General features: G+C 56.2%; 16 protein-coding genes and 1 pseudogene. 16 read left to right on the plus strand and 1 reads right to left on the minus strand.

Annotated features, from left to right (window positions below; translation table 11 throughout):
• The 10 genes from virB11 to LCH65_RS25850 all read left to right on the plus strand — a co-directional run bounded on the left by virB11 (position 1) and on the right by LCH65_RS25850 (position 11,031).
• Positions 1-1,032 (plus strand): P-type DNA transfer ATPase VirB11, encoded by a 1,032-nt coding sequence (gene virB11 / locus LCH65_RS25805; RefSeq protein WP_172689526.1) that lies wholly within the window; start codon positions 1-3, stop codon positions 1,030-1,032.
• 9 nt (positions 1,033-1,041) lie between these two features.
• Positions 1,042-1,398, plus strand: a complete 357-nt coding sequence (locus tag LCH65_RS25810; protein WP_172689527.1) for a hypothetical protein — start codon at positions 1,042-1,044, stop codon at positions 1,396-1,398.
• A 125-nt stretch (positions 1,399-1,523) separates the two neighbouring features.
• Entirely contained in the window at positions 1,524-3,914 is a 2,391-nt protein-coding gene (locus LCH65_RS25815; RefSeq protein WP_172689536.1) for an ATP-binding protein, read from the plus strand.
• A gap of 86 nt (positions 3,915-4,000) precedes the next feature.
• A complete protein-coding gene (locus LCH65_RS25820; protein ID WP_025391087.1) occupies positions 4,001-4,231 on the plus strand; it encodes a hypothetical protein in 231 nt (76 codons plus the stop codon).
• Complete coding sequence (locus LCH65_RS25825; protein WP_172689528.1) at positions 4,231-5,883, plus strand: type IV secretory system conjugative DNA transfer family protein; 1,653 nt, start codon at positions 4,231-4,233, stop codon at positions 5,881-5,883. The genes LCH65_RS25820 and LCH65_RS25825 overlap by 1 nt, the downstream gene beginning before the upstream one ends.
• A 40-nt stretch (positions 5,884-5,923) precedes the next feature.
• Positions 5,924-6,286, plus strand: a complete 363-nt coding sequence (locus LCH65_RS25830) for a TrbM/KikA/MpfK family conjugal transfer protein (protein ID WP_025391089.1) — start codon at positions 5,924-5,926, stop codon at positions 6,284-6,286.
• A gap of 27 nt (positions 6,287-6,313) precedes the next feature.
• Entirely contained in the window at positions 6,314-8,479 is a 2,166-nt protein-coding gene (locus LCH65_RS25835; protein WP_172689529.1) for a type IA DNA topoisomerase, read from the plus strand.
• Between the two features lie 340 nt (positions 8,480-8,819).
• Positions 8,820-9,422, plus strand: a complete 603-nt coding sequence (locus tag LCH65_RS25840) for a single-stranded DNA-binding protein (protein ID WP_172689530.1) — start codon at positions 8,820-8,822, stop codon at positions 9,420-9,422.
• A gap of 305 nt (positions 9,423-9,727) precedes the next feature.
• Positions 9,728-10,462: a StbB family protein gene (gene stbB / locus LCH65_RS25845; protein WP_172689531.1), complete on the plus strand. Its 735-nt coding sequence runs from the start codon at positions 9,728-9,730 to the stop codon at positions 10,460-10,462.
• Positions 10,459-11,031: a hypothetical protein gene (locus tag LCH65_RS25850; RefSeq protein ID WP_172689532.1), complete on the plus strand. Its 573-nt coding sequence runs from the start codon at positions 10,459-10,461 to the stop codon at positions 11,029-11,031. Before stbB ends, LCH65_RS25850 begins: the two co-directional genes overlap by 4 nt.
• 26 nt (positions 11,032-11,057) lie before the next feature.
• On the opposite strand, the gene LCH65_RS25855 is transcribed toward LCH65_RS25850, so the two are convergent.
• Positions 11,058-11,480, minus strand: a complete 423-nt coding sequence (locus LCH65_RS25855; RefSeq protein WP_172689537.1) for a hypothetical protein — start codon at positions 11,478-11,480, stop codon at positions 11,058-11,060.
• Positions 11,481-11,823: 343 nt separating this feature from the next.
• On the opposite strand from LCH65_RS25855, the gene LCH65_RS25860 reads away from it, so the two are divergent.
• The 6 genes and pseudogenes from LCH65_RS25860 to LCH65_RS25885 all read left to right on the plus strand — a co-directional run bounded on the left by LCH65_RS25860 (position 11,824) and on the right by LCH65_RS25885 (position 17,750).
• On the plus strand, positions 11,824-12,549 hold the full coding sequence (locus LCH65_RS25860; protein WP_172689533.1) for a relaxosome protein: 726 nt from the start codon (positions 11,824-11,826) through the stop codon (positions 12,547-12,549).
• Positions 12,539-13,189: pseudogene (locus LCH65_RS25865) on the plus strand (relaxase/mobilization nuclease domain-containing protein); the annotation flags it as partial. The gene LCH65_RS25860 and the pseudogene LCH65_RS25865, both read left to right, overlap by 11 nt.
• 346 nt (positions 13,190-13,535) lie before the next feature.
• Positions 13,536-13,955: a hypothetical protein gene (locus tag LCH65_RS25870; protein WP_226439931.1), complete on the plus strand. Its 420-nt coding sequence runs from the start codon at positions 13,536-13,538 to the stop codon at positions 13,953-13,955.
• Between the two features lie 755 nt (positions 13,956-14,710).
• The gene (locus tag LCH65_RS25875) at positions 14,711-16,627 is read left to right on the plus strand and encodes an LPD7 domain-containing protein (RefSeq protein ID WP_332874827.1); all 1,917 of its coding nucleotides are present in this window, start codon (positions 14,711-14,713) and stop codon (positions 16,625-16,627) included.
• 128 nt (positions 16,628-16,755) lie between these two features.
• Entirely contained in the window at positions 16,756-17,406 is a 651-nt protein-coding gene (locus LCH65_RS25880) for an AAA family ATPase (RefSeq protein WP_003407061.1), read from the plus strand.
• Complete coding sequence (locus LCH65_RS25885; protein ID WP_172689535.1) at positions 17,397-17,750, plus strand: hypothetical protein; 354 nt, start codon at positions 17,397-17,399, stop codon at positions 17,748-17,750. The genes LCH65_RS25880 and LCH65_RS25885 overlap by 10 nt, the downstream gene beginning before the upstream one ends.
• The last annotated feature ends 564 nt before the right edge of the window (positions 17,751-18,314 follow it).

Below are 18,314 nucleotides of genomic sequence, written 5' to 3' on the forward strand. Positions count from 1 at the left end.
ATGACGCAAGAGCAAGGACTTACCGAAGACACGCTGGTCCTGGACTTCCTCGACCAGGCAGGTGCCACCGAGCGCCTAAATCGTCAGGGCACCAAGGACGTGGCCATCAACCGGCCTTACGAGCTGTGGGTGGACGGTCCAAACGGCTGGGAACACGAAGAAGCGCCTTGGCTCACCTACAACCTGTGCTGGCGGCTGGCCAATGCGCTCTGTGCGCTGAGATACCGCGTATTGGCTCCTCACTCACCGATTCACACTGTGAAATTACCTGGCGGGGAGCGGGGCCAGATCGTCATGGCCCCGGCGTGCGAAGAGGGCACCTTGTCGATGACGTTTCGAAAACCCTCTTTGGATCGCTTCACCCATATGGATTACGTCAACAGTGGCCGCTATGACCGAGCCAGGGCCATCGCTTCACCGATACTGACCCTGAAAGCCTGGCAGCGCGATATGCAGGAAGCCCACGCAGCCGGCGAGTGGCACCGATTCATGGAAATCGCCATCGCTAATCGCCAGAACATCATCATTTTTGGCGGGCCAGGGTCGGGTAAAACCACTTTCGGCAAGTCGCTGATCGACATGTTTCCGGTTAACCGTCGCATGATCACGATCCAGGAAATACTGGAGGACCCCATGCCCTTCCATCCTAACCATGTGCATCTGCTCTATGGCCATGTGGTGACGCCCAAAGCCCTGGTGGCCAGCGCAATGCGGATGAAGCCTGACCACTTGTTTTTGGCCGAGCTGACTGGTGATGAGGTGTGGCACTACATCGAGATTCTCAACACCGGCACCAAGGGCACCGTGACCACTGCGCACGCCAATGACAGTGAAGCAGGCTATGCCCGTGTGTGCGGCCTGGTGAAGCAGTCACCAATCGGCCTCGGTCTGGATTACGCGTACATCGAGCGCCTGGTGCGCACCTCATTTGACGTGGTCGTGTACATGGAAAACACCTACATCGAAGAAGTGCATTACGAACCCGAACACAAGCTGGCGTTGCTCAATGGCCAGCGTCAACGAGCTGCCTAGGAGAACGCCATGTGGTGGAAAATCTTGCTATCTATCGTGTTCATGATGGCTTTGTGCTTCGTTATCGGGCTGTACGCAGGGGGGGCTATGTATCTGCACCTGACCCAAGGTCACTTCGCGGGCTTGGCCTGGGACACGCTATGGGAGACCCGCAAGCTGGCCTGGAACGACCGGCGGATGCTGTACGTGCCGTGGTCTTGGTGTGTGACGGCTGCCCTCACCTTCTTGCCAGTAGGCATCACGCTGATGGCCCTTTTCGTGCGCTTGAAGCCCAAAACCTCGCTGCACGGTGATGCCCGCTTTGCCAACAACCGCGAGCTGCGCCAGTTCGAGTACCAGGGCGAATACAAGAACACCAGCAAGTAGGCATTGCGCCCGCATCACTCCCTGATACTCCCGCATTTTCAAACCATCCCAGTGCACCGCTACGCAGTCGGCTATCAGCTGTCTGGCGTTTGGCTGTGCCTGGCCTTACCTATATGAGGTGTACCGTGCTGCTACCTTTTGAGCTGGACCCTGAAATCATTCAACACATCATCCATAGTCAGGCCGGATCGATCGGCAAGGCCATCATCGAGCTGGTGATGAACTCTGTAGACGCCGATGCCACCGCATTGCGCCTGACCATGACCAAAGAGGGCTTTCACTGCGCTGATGACGGTCGCGGATTTGCCAGCCGCAATGACGTGCTGCGCTACTTCGGACGCTTTGGCACACCGCACCAGGAAGGCGATGCCACTTATGGCCGGTTCCGCCTGGGCCGGGGCCAGATCATGGCGCATGCCAAGACACGTTGGGCTTCCAACGATTGGCAGATGACCGTTGATACCCGCTCGATGGGCTACAACTACGAGCTGGACGATCTTGAAAACGGCGTACCGGGTTGCTCCATCGAGGGCACCTGGTACGAACCGCTCAACGATTTGGAGTTGATGTCTGCCGTTCAGGAGATTCGTGACCTGGTGCGCTACACCCGCATCAGCGTTGAACTCAATGGCCGTGTCATTACGCGCGATCCTGCAACGGAAAAGTGGGACTTTGAAGACGAATACGCCTATTACCGGGCCAAGGAAGAAGGCGCGGTTTCGATCTACAACCAAGGTGTGCTGGTCCGTCACGATTCCTCGCACCTCTGGGGGGCTGGAGGCCTGATCGTGACCAAGCGGGCGATCGCACTCAACGTCTCCCGTAGCGAGATATTGCGGAAGACCTGCCCGGTCTGGAAAGCAATCGCCAAAGTATTCGCCCCGTTGGCTGAAAAGGTCTCGGGGCAGTCAGGTGGACGCCGCAAGACAGAAGCACGTCGAGCGCGATCAGCGCTGTCGTTGCTCAGCGGTGCAGCTGATGTGGGCAAAATATTCTGCCATGAAGAAGTCATCACGGTGCTGCCAGGCAAACGGCATATCACGCTGATGGATTTTATTAACAAGGCGTTTCGTGAACACAAGGGCACCTACACCGTTGTTTTAAAGGGCAGTGACATACCCAAAGGCGAAGGTATTGCCGGGCAGCGCATTATCCAGGTGCTGCATCCACAAACGCTTGACCGCTTCGGTTGCCATAGCGTTGAAGATTTTGAAGATGTGCTGGAGCGGGTGATTGCCAATGCGAGACCTGCCGTCAGTCACTGGTTCCGTGACCTGAAGGTGCCCCAGTGCGCCGCTTTCACGACCGTCAAGAAGGCTTATGTCGAACGAACATCGATTGTCGATGAGAAAAAGGCGCTGGACAAAGAAACACGCCGGGCCTGGATCGCGTTGCGCTGGTGCCTGCAACACTACGCCGGTGCGTGTGTGGGGGCTGAACGCTGGAATGATGGCACCGTTCGACATAGCAAAGACCGCCTGGATGTGTTGCTTGGCGAGTCAAACACCAGTGAAGCGTGGACGGATGGTAAAACCTACCTGGCCATCAACCGCCCCATCGTGCAACGGCTCAAGTCTGATCCCATGAAAACGGCTGCCTACATCTTCGGGCTGGTCGAACACGAGGTGGCGCACCAGGGTGACAGCATGGCATGCGGGCATGACGAAGCGTTCTATCAGCGCTTCCATGACATTTCCCTGCGCATGGCTCCCGAGCGTCAGCGGTTTATGCATAAGTGGTTGATGAAATACACCACGAGCCTGGAAATGGAAGGCAAGAGGGCGACCGGCAACGCCTGGGGAGAGCTTCACCTGGTGAGGCGTGTGGGCACTGGCCGTATGAAACGCGGTTTGTCGGACGCCATCGAGGACGACTCTGCGGACCCGATTGTCAGCACGCCCGTGCCAGAGCAGGACATGGCGTTGCTCAGCAGGATCAATGCCGGGTTGATCGACAAGGGTGTCTGCCCTCCGCCGCCCGACTGGAACAGGGTCATCGAGCAGGCCAAGGCCGATCAGGTGGCGAACAGCGAGCAGTTGAAGGAGCGGTTGCAGGCTCAGCGCGAGGCTCAAAACGCTGAATACGCAGCGCTTGAGTTGCAGATCGAAAAGGCTAAGCCCGAAGTCGCACGGATTCTGGACATGCCGCTGGCAGACATTCCAGCCGGTGCTCTGAACTACCTCGCTCATTTGCTGGCCACCGGAGGCGATGAGCAAGAGATACGCACCGAATGGGAATGCCAGTTCGGACAGCCGGACTTCGATGATGATCCCTATGACTATTTCACCGAAGAGGAGTTGGCCGAAGAGCAGGCACGCAGCGACCAGTTCAATCAGGAGCAATTGGCAGCTGAACAGGACGACGATCCACGCCGTAAGTTAGCTAAGGATTACCACGGCATGGTCGAGCCTGGCGAAACGTGGTGGATGCTTGAACGCAATGCTGCCGCTGCCGGTTTTTGGCGAGTCGAGAGCTACCTCGAATGGCGTCACGCCGATCAAGCCAACACGGACTGAAAAATCCTTTCCATGCACCACCACGCAGACGGCCATTGCCACCTGGTGTCGGGCTGTGTCCGGAAGTACCTTGCAGGAGATTCCCCATGGAACAAGCAAAAGAATCGAAACCCTTTCTCTTTCTGGGTTTGCCCTTGCCCATTGCGCTGGGCGTTGTCTTCGTCATTGCAGCCTGGCTGGGCATTTGTATTGCACTCACCCAGCTCAATGAGATCAGCACATCGGTCAGGCAGATCCAGGCCAATCAGCAGGTGGCCATCGCCCTGCAACAAAGCCTCGACGCCCAGGCGATTGAGCGTCGAGCAGGTGTCCGCTGATGGCCAGAGGTAAATCCAAACCCATCAGCCCGGACAATCCCCAAGAACGGATCGAGGAGCATCCCGCGTTCTTGCTCGGCAAGCACCCCACGGAGGACTCGTTTCTGGCCAGCTACGGGCAACAGTTCGTGATGCTGGCAGCGCCTCCTGGTTCCATGAAAGGTGTCAGTGCGGTGATCCCCAACCTGTTGAGCTACCCCGATTCAATGGTGGTCAACGATCCGAAATTTGAGAACTGGGAAATCACATCGGGCTTCAGGGCTTCTGCCGGGCAGAAGGTCTACCGCTTTTCACCTGAACGCCTGGAAACGCACCGTTGGAACCCGAACAGCGCCATCAACCGCGATCCTCTGTACCGACTAGGTGATATTCGTACCCTGGCTCGCGTGTTGTTCGTCTCCGACAACCCCAAGAATCAGGAGTGGTACAACAAGGCGGGCAACGTGTTTTCATCCATCCTGCTGTACCTGATGGAAACGCCGGAAATGCCCTTCACGTTGCCCCAGGCCTACGAAATCGGCTCATTGGGTACCGGGATGGGGACGTGGGCTCAGCAGATCATCGAATTGCGCAGCATCGGCCCTAATGCGCTCAGCTTTGAAACCCTTCGAGAGCTTAACGGTGTGTACGAAGCCTCGAAAAACAAGAGCAGTGGTTGGTCCACCACCGTGGATATCGTGCGTGACGTGTTGTCGGTGTATGCCGAAAAGACGGTGGCCTGGGCGGTGTCAGGTGACGACATCGACTTTGCCAAAATGCGCGAGGAAAAGACCACAGTTTATTTCAGCGTTACGGAAGGAAACCTGAAGAAGTACGGCCCGCTGATGAACCTGTTTTTCACCCAGGCGATTCGGCTCAATGCCAAAGTGCTGCCTGAGCAAGGCGGGCATTGCGCAGATGGCACGCTTCGGTACAAGTACCAACTGGCTCTGATGATGGACGAATTTGCCATCATGGGCCGTATGGAAATCATGGAAACCGCGCCAGCACTGACCCGAGGCGCCGGTTTACGGTTTTTCCTGATTTTCCAAGGCAAAGACCAGATTCGTGCCGTTTACGGAGAGGAAGCGGCCAACGGCATCATGAAGGCGATCCACAACGAAATTGTGTTCGCCCCCGGTGATATCAAGCTGGCTGAGGAGTACAGCAGGCGCTTGGGTAACACGACCGTGCGCGTCCACAACCAATCGTTGAACAGGCAGAGGCACGAGGTGGGGGCTCGGGGGCAAACCGACAGTTACAGCGAGCAACCCCGCCCCTTGATGTTCCCCCAGGAGGTGAACGAGTTGCCTTTTGACAAGCAGCTGATTTTTGTCCAAGGCAATCGACAGACAGAGCCCATGAAAATCCTGGCGCGCAAGATTATTTACTTCGAAGAGGAAGTGTTTAAAGCGCGACAGAAGATGACGCCTCCGCCCTTGCCTGTCGGTGACGCCTCCAAAATCGATGCGCTCACCGTACCGGTGCGCACCATCGAATCCAAGGTCGCAGTGGCAGACACCAAGCCCATGCAGGCCGAACAGCGACAGCGCTGGAATCCCAAAGACAAAGCGTCCGAAGTGGCTCAGGCCGAAGCGGATAAGGCACAGCCAGTTGAGGTCGAGCCTGATCCAGAGCCTGTGCAGGCTGAAGACACCTCGGAACCGATGTAGTCCCCCCACCGGCGCACCCAAGCGCCTGCAGGAGCAAAACATGAATACCTACAGCAAAACGGCTGACCGCCAGGGTCAGGCCGCTGGCAACGCCGTGCCTGGTCGCGGCAAAACGCGGGTCTGCGCGCTGTTCGCAGTGTGCCTGATGGGCAGTGGATCAGCCTTCGCCGGTGACCCGTGCAAGTCCGTGCTTTGCCTCTACGGCAAGTTCGCCGGCAATAGTGGTAGCAGCGAGTGCCGAAGCGCTGAGCAGGACTACTTCAGCATCCTGGTCAAGAAGCACGGGAATATCAAATGGAGCGAAACCGCTTCGGCGCGCCAGGACTACCTCAACAGCTGCCCCGATGCTGATCAGAGCTACACCCAAAAAATCAACGACAAGTTCGGCAAGGTCCAGGGCTAAGCCCCAGATCCTGACAAGGAGAACACCATGCGAGTATTCATTGCGGAAAAGCCCGCCTTGGGCCAGGTCATTGCCGAGGCGCTGGGCACCGTTATACGCAAGGACGGCTATTTCGAGTGCGGCAGCAACGATATCGTCACCTGGTGCGTGGGCCACCTGCTTGAACTGGCCCCGCCCGAGGTTCACAACCCCGATTATAAAAACTGGGTTCAGGCCGACTTGCCCCTGAAGCTGCGCCCGGCCAAGTACCAGCCCATTGCGCGCACTCGCGACCAGCTCAAAGTGGTCCAGCAGCTGATCGGTCGCGCCTCGGAAATCGTCCACGCCGGTGACCCGGACGACGAAGGCCAGTTGCTGGTCGACGAGGTCCTGGTGCATTTCGGCAACACCGCGCCGGTCAAACGTATCTTGATCAACGACATGAACGCCAATGCCGCCCGCAAAGCGTTGGACGGCCTGCGCGACAACACCGAGTTTTACGGCCTGTTCCAGAAGGCACTGGCCCGCAGCATCGGTGATCAGTTGTATGGATTCAATATGACTCGCGCCTGCACCCTGGCCGGTAGGGCCAAGGGCGTCAAAAGCGTGTTGTCAGTGGGACGCGTGCAGACCCCGATCCTGGGGCTGATCGTGAATCGCTACCTGGCCAACAAGGGTCACGCCAGTGCGTTTTACTACACGGTTGCGGCAAGCCTGGCCTTTGGTAGCAGTCGTCCCCAGGCCCGCCTCGTGGTGGCCGCGGATGCCCCCATCGATGACAAGAACCGCATCATCGACGAGGCGTATGCCACGCAGGTAGCCGACGCGTGCCGAATGAAGCCTGCGGACGTGATCGAGGCCCGTGTGGAGGAGAAGCAAACCCCGGCACCCTTGCCGTTCGCGTTGCTCGACCTGCAGGTCTACATGAGCAAGACCCACAGCATCGATGCCGAGAAAACCCTAGCCCTGACCCAGGCGCTGCGCGAGAAGTACAAGGCCATCACCTACAACCGTTCCGATTGCAGCTACCTGTCCGACGAACAATTTGCCGAGGCTCCGGAGACCTTGAGCCTGCTAAGTCAGGCCCTGCCGGATTTGGCCGGGATGTTCACCGAGGTGAATTCGGAACGTAAAAGCCGGGCGTTTGACGACAGCAAGGTCTCGGCGCACACCGCGATCATCCCAACGGCAGTGAAGATCGACATTGCCCAGCTAAGTGACGATGAACGCGCCGTGTACCTGGCCATCGTCAAACGCTACGTCGCGCAGTTCTTGCCCGAGAAACGCTACCTCAGTGCCGAGGTGCGTTTTGGCGTGAACGGACACACCTTCGTTGCGCGCTCCACCAAAGTGACGCAGCCAGGGTGGACGGCGCAGGTCACTGAAGAAAACGATCAAGACGAAGACGCGTCGGACGCCGCCGAGGTCGCGAGCCCCTTCGATGCTCTGGCGGATATGAAAGTCGGTGACGCCGGGGTATGCGATGGCATTACGGTGGCCAAGGAAAAGACCAAGCCCCTGCCGCTTTATACCGAAGCCACGTTGCTCAAGGATCTGCAGCGCGTGGCCAAGTATGTGAAAGACCCGCGCATCAAGCAGCTACTGATCGACCGTGACCAGGGCAAGAAAGGCGAGAACGGCGGCATCGGCACCCCGGCGACCCGTGGTGCGGTACTGGCCAAGTTGCAGGAGCGTGGTTTCTACGCGGTAGAGAAGAAAAAACTGATCCCCACCGCGTTGGGGCTGGAGTTCATTGCCGCGTTGCCAGCGATTGCGACCACGCCGGACATGACCGCGCTCTGGCATGAACAGCAACAGATGATCGAGGCCGGTGAACTGACCGTCGACGCGTTCCTGGACGAGCTGGAGTCCTTCATTGCAGACCAGGTGCAGAACATCGACCTGGGCAACGTGCAAGGCGATGGTAAGCCGGTATTGGACAGCCTGAACGCTCAGTGCCCCATGTGCGGCGGTGAACTGGCCGTCACCCCGCGAGTGATCGGATGTCGCGCCTGCGCTTTCAAGTTCCATCCGGAAGTCAGCGGCAAGATGCTGTCGCCCGGCCAGATCGAGGCGCTGCTGACGAATGGCAAGACCGGCGTGCTGAAAGGTTTTCACAGCAAGAAAACCGGTAAGTCCTTTGAAGCGGCTCTGAAGCTCAATCACGAAGCCAAGCTGGAATTCGTATTCAGCCGCAAACCCACGCGCGCGTGACCCCCTCTCTCCAAAGAAGGCTTTAGCTATGCCAGAGGAACAACAGCCCAAGGGGGCGCAGTGGCCAGCCGGTGAAACGATGACGGCGCACTGCCCCAACTGCGAAACCCCCGCAACCGTGGATATCGTCAACGTCAAAGCGTGGGAAATGATCTGGCGTCCAGTGGATTGCGACAACTGCTTTGCAGAGTTTGAGTTGTCGGCAGACGGTTCAACGGCATTGCTGCTGGGCCCAGCTGAGCAGTCTACAGCCCGAGGCCGAGAGCTTCTGAGCACGATATTCGTGTTTGACCCAAACGAAGACACCCCTTAACGAACTCATTGAAGAAGGAGCGCACTCATGGCGCGTGGAATCAATAAAGCGATCCTGGTAGGCACATGCGGACAAGACCCTGACTGTCGTTACCTGCCCAACGGCACTGCGGTAACCAACCTGAGCCTGGCCACCAGCGAGCAGTGGACTGACAAGCAGAGCGGGCAGAAGGTCGAAAAGACCGAATGGCACCGCGTGTCGCTGTTTGGCAAGGTGGCCGAAATTGCCGGCGAATATCTGCGCAAGGGTTCGCAGGTCTACATCGAGGGCAAGCTGCAAACCCGCGAATGGGAAAAGGACGGTATCAAGCGCTACACCACGGAAATCGTCGTGGACATGCAAGGCACCATGCAGCTGCTCGGTGGCCGTCCACAGGGCGACTCCCAACACAGCCAGAACGGCCAGGGCAGCGGTGACAGCGATCACCAGGAACCCCCTCGGCAAGCTCCCCAGCAGGCGGCACCGGAAAAACCATCCGGCAAAGGCAAAGCCGCACCCAAACCGCCACGTGCATCAGGCAAGCAGGCTCAGGCCAAAGCGCCTGCACCGCAACCCGCTGGGGATTTTGACGGCGGTGACGACAATATCCCGTTCATGGACCCCTACCGGTTCAACTGGATGCTGGTCTGACCCACCCACACAGCGATCTTGCCCACGTCAGGTGCCGCGCTCCCGGCTCGTCGTGACGCGCTCTATCGTCGCGGCGAACGGAAGCACGGGCGCAGCGCACACTTGACGCTACCTCTTTCAGAAAAGGCTCACCTTGGGAGTGTGGGGTAGCTTCACCACCCCGCGCTCCCGAGGTCAACGCGGCCGTTGCGAGATGACAAGGGCCGCGCCCTTGGTGTTCAAACCGCCCGGCATCAACAATTTTAGATCAAGCACACCGGGTGGTGTTTACCCGGTGCGAACCCCCCTATTCAAGGATTACCCAGATGAAATTCATCAAGAAGAAAATCGTGGTCATCAATTACACCGGCACCGTTGGCAAAACTACCATCGCGGCAAACCTGTTGTGGCCACGTATGGGCGGCGCGCCGCTCTATGCCATTGAGTCAATCAACGAAACGGCTGAGAACCTTGGCTTGGATGTTGAGAAGCTGCGCGGCAATGCTTTCCGCGAGCTGTTCAAACGACTCATGCTTGAGGATCAGGCAATCATCGATGTTGGAGCGTCCAACGTTGAAGATTTTATGGCCAACCTGGAGGAGTTTGATGAAGCACATGAGGAAGTCGACTACTTCGTGATCCCGGTCACTTCAGGCACCAAGGAGCAAAAAGAAACGGTCAGTATGATTAGTAGCCTGGCCTCACTTGGCGTACCCCCTGAAAAGATCCTTGTATTGTTCAATCGTGTCAAAAAGGACGTGGAAACAGAGTTTCCGATTATTTTTGCTTTTCACCAGCGCGCCAGTGTCTTCACGTTGAATCCTGCATGTGCCGTTTTCGAATCAGAACTGTTTGATGCCTTGTCTATCCACCGTATTTCGATGCAAAGCGTCATGGAAGATGACACCGATTACAAAGCACTTCTTAAGGACAAAAAGGCTAGCGCACAAGAGCGTGATCGTTGGTCTGATATGTACGGACTGAAGCTCTTGTGTAAAGGCGTAAACCGCAAGCTTGATGGGGTTTTCGCTGCTCTGTTTAGCCTTGAGGTGATCAAATGAGTGAACATGAAACTATTCCCTCTACAGCGCGTGATGCTCTGATCATTGAGCTTTTGAGTGATGTAGGTCGTTTGCATGATGATATAAAACTAATTCCGCAGTTGCTTGAGCTATCGATGAGGGATTCACTGGATATTGTGGCCGACGCAGTAGAGGATGCGGAAGACACCGCATTGCTTTTGCAAGAAACGACAAAGGAAGTCATTCAAGCGACTGCCGCCAAAGCAGGTGTGGACGTTGCTTTGGAAATGTCCACGGCCATTCACCAGAGTTTAGAGCGAGTGTTCGAACCTGCTTTGCAGCGCGCAGCGATCAAAATCGATGACTTGGAAAAGCGAGTCAGCTCTTTATCCGGCAATTTTCGTGATACCCAGGCCTCACGGTTCAACTACATTGTTTTGGCAGGATTTGTGGCCGTGTGTATCGCGGTGGTGTGTGCAATGGGGTGGGTAGCGATAAAGGCTCAGGACGTGAATGAAACCAATCGATGGTTTTATCACGAATATAAAAAACAGCAGGCTGTCATTGATACGCTCCCGTCTGCCATTAAAAAACAGTTCGCGCAGTAACCACTGAGCTAACAACTATATAACTGTCATGGCTTTGAAGTTCTGTTCGCGTCACTGATGACTTGGGCCCAGTTCGTTTTTTCCACCTCCTCCCTGATCTGCTTCATGCTTTGCCTGATGTTGGCCCTGGGCGTGGTCTTATCGCCATCTGACAACGTGGTATTTCTGACCGCTGCGCTGTCGGTTTTTTCAGGTAGGGGGTGTTTAACCTGTCCGGCTCGTTTATGGCTTTTACGGATTCTGTACAGCGCCTGGTCAAAGTGACGAAGGCTGATCGCGAGTCCAGTATCCACCAGTTTTTGGTGGATTACCGTTCTGCTTACCCCTGAATCCAGGGCGTTTTCGATCACGTCATACAAATCGCGGATTTGCGCAGTGTACGACCTGGCTTTGCTGTCCTGAGCCAGTTCTGCCAACGCCTCACGCCGGTTTTCGGTTTCTTGAGCCAAGATTTGCCCCCTTGCTGCGTACAAAGTGATGTAATTCTGATGTAAATCTGTCGTATTCGAGCGTAACACTGATGTAGAAAAACGCAATGCCAAGCAATCTTGACGTAATCCAGAGCATTTCAGATGCAATTCTGATGTAACCAGTGGGTTCACCCTGCTGACCCCCTATCTCGAAATCGCTAAACAGGCACGTTACCGATTGTCTACAAAAAAGAGCTTCGCCTTTTTCGTAGCCAATCGACGTGCCAAAGGGGATACCCCTTTGAAACCCCGCAGAGCGGGAAAGCGTTGTTGTTGTCGTTGTTGGTTGTCGTCATTCCAGGTGCCCCCAGGAGGTGATCTTGTGGCCGAAAAAGTGAACAAGTCGTGCCCAGTGTCATGCCGTTTCACGGACGAACAGTTCGCTCGGTTTGCCGAGGACATAGCTCAATCCGGCCTGAAGCCAGCCCGATTCTTTCGTGACCTGGTGATCAGCCGTTCGCCTACCTTCGAGCGGTCCGCAATCGACAAAAAGCGGATGCAGCAGGTATTCGAAAAGTCCGGACATGCTCTAAACCGAGTTGCTTACTCCGCAAACTCGGCACCCTATAACGGCACGCTTTATCAAAAGCAGTATCTCCACTGGCTTAATAAGCTGAACGCTATTCAACAGCTGTTGCTCACGGTATTGCCCGAGACTGACCCGCCAAAACCGTCAAGGCCAGTCCATAACGGCAACCGTGGTTCACCTAACGTATCTGGCAAAAAAGTTCATATCATCCGGTTTCGACTCACCCAAGACGAAATGACCCAGTTTGATGACATGATCAAACGGGCGGGCTGTTCTGCATCAACCTTTTTTAGAGAGCTGATTTTAAATCCAACTCCGGTATTTAGAGAGTTTACCGGGTTTAGGAGAAGAATAGTATTCATCGTCAACAAAGCCGGTAACAACATTTCGCAGTTGGCTTATATCGCTGAATCAGCCAGTGACAGGGGCCTCATTACCGACAGTGTGAGAGACAAATGGTATGAAGCGCTGGTGGTCATCGAAACGATTTTATTAGCAGGTATTGAATATGCTGATTAGAGTCAGTGGCTATAACACCGGGGCGCAGGAGTATTTAGAACAAGGCAACAAATCAGGTCGAGAGTTTACGCGTGATGAATTGGACCATCGGTTGATCATTGAGGGGCAGCTCAGTGTGACCAGGGCCATCTATGAAAGTATCCCGGACCATGGCCAAGATCGCTACCTTACGTTCACGCTAAGCTTCAAAGAGGACACGGTGTCGCCTGAATTGCTCAAGGCAGTGACGACCGACTTCAAGAACTTCTTTATGCATGCGTACAAGCCTGAAGAATTCAATATGTATGCCGAAGCGCACTTGCCAAAAATGAAGACGGTCACTGATAGGAAAACCGGCGAGGTGATTGAACGCAAGCCTCACATTCATATCATCATTCCGCGTATCAACCTGCTGAGCGGCAACGAGGCCAATCCGGTCGATGTTTATAAGAATCATGAGAAGTATTTTGAAGCTTTTCAGGAGCACATTAACCAGAAGTACGGTCTGTCTTCACCGCGTGAGAATGTGCGTGCGGACATTACCGATGCGGCCAGTGTTTTGTCACGTTACAAGGGCGACGACTTTTACGGCAAGAACCGCCAGTTCAAACAGCAGCTGGTTAAGCAGGTCATTGAGCGCGGCGTAACTTCACGCGCCGATTTCTATGCCCTGGTAGCTGAACACGGTGAAACACGCATCCGTAATGAAGGCAAGGACAACGAATACATTTCGGTCAAATTGCCGGGTGACGCAAAGGGCACGAACCTGAAAGACACCATCTTTCAGGATGCCTTCATTGTCCGGCGTGAACTGAAAAAGCCGCCGCTTGAAGCCAGTGTGATCCAGGAACGCTTGCTTGCCTGGCCGCAGCGCGCAAGGGAAATCAAGTACGTCAACAAGGCCACTCCCAGGTTTCGCAAACAGTATTCCCAAGCTTCCCCTGAAGAGCGTGTTCGGCTACTGGCCGAGCGCGAAACCAATTTCTACCGAGCACATGGAGATGATTATGAATCCGTACACACCGGGCAACGACAGAGAGATCACCAGCGAAGTCCTGCTGAAACTACAGGGCGACGCATTGCGGCATCTGCCGATGGCGTGCAAGACCTGTCCGTCAGCCATGTGGCAGATCACCGGCAAGCCGGACCGACCCGAAGCCGTGACGGTGCGGTGTTACTGCCCAGTGATGCACACGTTCACGTGGGACAGTCGCAACCAGGAGGAGATCCTGGATTGCGACCACCTGTACCAGCAGGAGGACGAGGAAGACGGAACGGGTCCACAGCTGAGCGAGGAAGAGGAGGAAGCGGGCCTGCCGCCGTTTCTCAGGAAGCAACGGGAACAGCAACGCCAGCAGGCGCTACAGGCCGACGCAGGGCCGGAGCTGGAAAACCCCGAAATGCCCGAGTACGAGCTGGACGCGTAGTCCCGCCGTATGCCAAGAACCCCCACCGTGTCGCCAACATCGCTGACATCGAGGAGCGGGGCCGACGCCTGTTTGATCCGCTCAAGAAGCCTTCGGACAACGCGCTGGTGTTCTACCGATCACCTTCCGTCCCAGCGGTGCCCAAGGCGGTGAGTGCGACAACAACGCCTGGACGCTCCACTGGCGGTCATAGGCCCAGGACTTCCGGCAAGCCGCGCCCTCCCCGTCAATGGCGGCCTGGGGCTGTCGTCCCGCCCTACGCCAAGAACCCGCACCGGGTCGCGACGGTGGCTGACATCGAGCAGCGCGCCCGGATGCTGTTTGATCCGCTCAAGCGACCTGCAGACAAGGCGCTGGTGTTCAAGCGGGCTTCCATCAAGGCCCTGACCGTTAACAAACACGCCTCCACGGTGGCCGCGTATTTCACGCGGCAGGCGCAGCATAACCAGATCGCTCCGGCCCACCGCCGGGCTATACGCCGTATCGATCAGCAGTATTTCGCGCTCAGGCGCGCCGTGTTCTCCGATCATCGCTTAACCCGCCAAGACAAGGCGCAGCTGGTTTCCGTGCTGACGTTCGAGCGGCTCAAAGCGCGTGAACAGTTCCACAACCCGAAACCCAACATCGAGGTAAATCTCATGGGCAGTGCAGCTATACGCAATCTCTTAGACGATGAAAAAGAAGACCCAGGCTTCAGCATCAGTGGCGCGAGGGGACCTGGCCCCGAAGGCGTGCGTGAACGGGTGAAGCGGGTCATGGATCGCTTCGCCAAACAGGTTGATCCAGTCGCCGCCAGTGAGCGGGCCCGCGACCTCAGCGCCAAGGATCTTTACACGCGCAAGGCCAAGTTCAGTCAGAACGTGCATTACCTGGACAAACAGACCGATAAGACTTTGTTTGTCGACACGGGTACCACCATTTCAATGCGCCGCACGGGCATCACCGAAGCCGGGGTGTCCGTAGCTCTCCAGCTGGCCCGCGAAAGGTTTGGCAGCACACTGACGATCAACGGCACTGCCGAATTCAAAAAGCTGGTGATCGAGGCGGTGGCCAAGAATGGCCTGGACGTGCATTTCACCGACAAGGCCATGAATCAAAGCCTGGCTGACCGCCGTGCAGAGCTGGACATCGAACGTGATGGCCAGAGCATTGGTCCTGCCACCGACTTGCCTCGGCACGTTGATGACGCCACACGGGACGTGCGGGACCAGGCGGATCGCCTAGGCGTTACCGTGCCTATCGAAGCGCTGTATGGCCAAGGAAAAACGGCTGACCAGGTTAGCCAGGCGCTGGCCACCCAGCTCGACACTGTTCCCGAGCCGGAGCGCATTGCGTTCGTGGAGAAGGTGGCGATCAGCCTGGGCATTCCTGAACGCGGTCAGCCCAAAGGCGACCAGGCTTTTGCGCAATGGCAGGCACAGCGTGCTCACCCTGATGTGGATTCCACCGCACCGGCCACGTCTGAGGCACAGACCAGCACGCCTCAGCCGGTGAGTACTTCAGCTGGCACAAGCCCAGCGCCGGCACCAGTGAACCCGGAAGCCGCAAAGCCTACGCCGGCTAATGCCAACGACCTGCCTCGGCACGTTGATGACTCCTCACGGGAGATACGGGACCTGGTGGATAAGTTGGGCGTTACAGTGACAATCGAGGCGCTATATAGAGAAGGAAAAACCGCTGAGCAGGTTAGCCAGGTACTGACCAAAGAGCTGGACTTCGTGCCAGAGCGGATGCGCGTTTCGTTAGTCGAACTGGTGGCGACCACGCTGTGCATTCCAAAACGTGGTGAGCCCAAGGGCGATCAGGCCTTTGCGCAATGGCAGGCGCAGCGTGCGCAATCGACTGCCGATTCCGCAGCAACAGCCACAGCTGAAGTGCAGACCAGTCGGGCCGACGATCCGGACCTGCAGAGCCCCAGCGAGTTGGTCAGGCTTGAAGCACAATGGCGTCGTGATTTCCCGATGTCCGAAGCGGATGTCAGAGCCTCTGATACGGTCATGGGCTTGCGAGGTAAAGACCACGCCATCTGGCTTATTGCGGCGGATGACAAGACCCCGGAAGCCGCTGCCATGCTTACGGCTTACATGGAAAACGACAGCTATCGTGAAGCGTTCAAAGCCAGCGTCGTCGACCTTTACAAGCAAGTCGAAAACTCTCCTAAGTTGATCGATGACCTGGACCAACTCACAGCGATGGCTGCGCAGATAGTCAATGAGGTGGAAGAGCGTTTGTTTCCGACACCTCAAGCAGCAACGGGCCAGACAGCCCCGTCCAGGAGCAAAGTCATCGAGGGCACGCTTATCGAGCATGGGGAAGCACCGTATCAGCACAATGACGACAACCAGATGAGCTACTTCGTGACGCTCAAGCCCGAGGGCGGTAAGCCCCGCACGGTGTGGGGCGTAGGGCTGGAAGAGGCCATGAGCGACGCAGATGTGAAGCAAGGCGACCAGGTACGTTTGCAAGACCTGGGCACCCAGCCTGTCGTGGTGCAGGTCATCGAAGAGGACGGCACTATCACGGACAAAACGGTCAACCGCCGCGAATGGTCAGCGCAGCCGGTCGCGCCTGAACGGGAAGTGGCCGAGACCACGCCGAAGGGACAGGCCGCAGCAGCAGGCACACCGGAGCTGTCATCCCCAGATGAAGATGATGGTATGAGTGTGGATTGAACCGTTTGAGAACCCACCTCCTTGTATGGAGGTGGATCCCTTCCTGGCGACTCAGTAGATTCCTCGTAGCAAATTTTCCATAACTTATGTAAGTTATGTCACTTCAATAATTGCATCAAGGGCAGGCCATGATCTTACTTTTAGGTGGTGAAAAAGGCGGGAGCGGTAAAAGCTGTCTGGCTCAAAACCTGGCCGTCTGGCTGCAGGCTCGCGGAGGTGACGTCCTGCTTCTAGATGCCGACCCTCAGGGCACAACCGCAGACTGGGCTGCTGAACGCTCTGCACAGGGAGACCTCCCTGCGATTCCTGTTGTGCAAGCACACGGCAATATTCGTCAAACGCTGACAGACCTTCGGGGCCGATACAGACAAATTGTGGTCGATGCTGGAGGATCTGATTCGGAGGCACTGCGGTCAGCTATGACGGTAGCAACTCATATGTTGATCCCTTTCCGGCCCAAGCGACGAGATCTCAAGACCCTTCCAAAGGTCGATAACCTGGCACGATTGGCTACTGCAGTGAACCCAGCATTGAACGTGCGTGCAGTGATCACCCAATGCCCTGCCCTTCCAAGCCAGATACAGCGGATATTGGATGCCAAAGAAGCATGCCGCTCATTCGGCATTCAACCTCTTGACGCTATTACTACAGCTCGCAATGTCTACGACGATGCGGATGAGGACGGATGTTCGGTCTTGGAGAGCAACTCTGACGCACGTGCTAAAGAAGAAATAGAGACGTTGGCAGCAGAGCTTTGGGGGGCTGCAAAATGGGATTGAAAGATTTGATTCGTAAGCCTGAGCAGGTCACCCCATCTTCCGAGGCCAACGACGAAGCCGCAATGGCTTTTATATCTGCTGCACCTGTTAGTGCTACTCCCGAGCCCAAGCGCAAGCGTAAGAAAGCTTCTACATTCGTGCGTACTACTTTTTCCCTGTCCAAAGACGTCAACAGGCAGATAGATAAGATTTCTCTATTGCCACGGACCTTCCGTATATCTCGATCCGATGTGATTCGGGCTGGGATCATGGCCCTCCAGGAGCTGGATAAGGCTGATCTGATTGCGTTGCTAGAGAATGCATCGAATGCTGAACCCATCACCGATTTTACGGAAGACGAGTAAGTGGCCTAACTTACGTAAGTTATTTCAGTTGCATAAATTACTTCACTTGTATTGCTGAGAGCCACGTAATGCAAGGCCTATGGCCATTCGCACTATGACAAAAATCTGTGCAATATCAGCTGTAAAAAATGGCATTTTCATTGCGGATGGGGAACTCGGGTGGTAGTGTTCACGCACTTTGCCTGCCCACCGTTGCTGGCATGCCATATTTTTCATGCTCGGATGAGCGTAGACGGGAAAATTTCTAACGATTTAGCCAAATAGCAGAAACCAAAAAGCCCCGCTTGCCGGCGGGGCTTTTTGGAAAAACTTGAACAGGCCTTGCTTTTTTCGAGAGAAGGAGACCTGTCCAACACACATAACGTGAGCTGATTATGGCGTTCACTGCGGCTTTGTGCAAGCCGTCAAAAGTGAAGCCTTCAGTTCACCGCTGAACGGTGGACTTATGGAAAAGATTCTTCAGCGGCTGCGCGTCCTCGATGACAGCACCCTGCCCCCCCGGTTGATCCCTTGCGTCACACCCTTTCACGCCGTCGGCCAACCTGCTGGCCAAGGCGGTGAAGC

Source organism: Pseudomonas sp. MWU16-30316 (genome assembly GCF_020515645.1).
Taxonomy (GTDB): domain Bacteria; phylum Pseudomonadota; class Gammaproteobacteria; order Pseudomonadales; family Pseudomonadaceae; genus Aquipseudomonas; species Aquipseudomonas cerasi.

Coding starts and splice junctions, on each gene's coding strand:
- virB11 (WP_172689526.1), top strand. CDS start 1: ATGACGCAAGAGCAAGGACTTACCGAAGACACGCTGGTCCTGGACTTC.
- LCH65_RS25810 (WP_172689527.1), top strand. CDS start 1,042: ATGTGGTGGAAAATCTTGCTATCTATCGTGTTCATGATGGCTTTGTGC.
- LCH65_RS25820 (WP_025391087.1), top strand. CDS start 4,001: ATGGAACAAGCAAAAGAATCGAAACCCTTTCTCTTTCTGGGTTTGCCC.
- LCH65_RS25825 (WP_172689528.1), top strand. CDS start 4,231: ATGGCCAGAGGTAAATCCAAACCCATCAGCCCGGACAATCCCCAAGAA.
- LCH65_RS25830 (WP_025391089.1), top strand. CDS start 5,924: ATGAATACCTACAGCAAAACGGCTGACCGCCAGGGTCAGGCCGCTGGC.
- LCH65_RS25835 (WP_172689529.1), top strand. CDS start 6,314: ATGCGAGTATTCATTGCGGAAAAGCCCGCCTTGGGCCAGGTCATTGCC.
- LCH65_RS25840 (WP_172689530.1), top strand. CDS start 8,820: ATGGCGCGTGGAATCAATAAAGCGATCCTGGTAGGCACATGCGGACAA.
- stbB (WP_172689531.1), top strand. CDS start 9,728: ATGAAATTCATCAAGAAGAAAATCGTGGTCATCAATTACACCGGCACC.
- LCH65_RS25850 (WP_172689532.1), top strand. CDS start 10,459: ATGAGTGAACATGAAACTATTCCCTCTACAGCGCGTGATGCTCTGATC.
- LCH65_RS25870 (WP_226439931.1), top strand. CDS start 13,536: ATGAATCCGTACACACCGGGCAACGACAGAGAGATCACCAGCGAAGTC.
- LCH65_RS25875 (WP_332874827.1), top strand. CDS start 14,711: ATGGATCGCTTCGCCAAACAGGTTGATCCAGTCGCCGCCAGTGAGCGG.
- LCH65_RS25880 (WP_003407061.1), top strand. CDS start 16,756: ATGATCTTACTTTTAGGTGGTGAAAAAGGCGGGAGCGGTAAAAGCTGT.
- LCH65_RS25885 (WP_172689535.1), top strand. CDS start 17,397: ATGGGATTGAAAGATTTGATTCGTAAGCCTGAGCAGGTCACCCCATCT.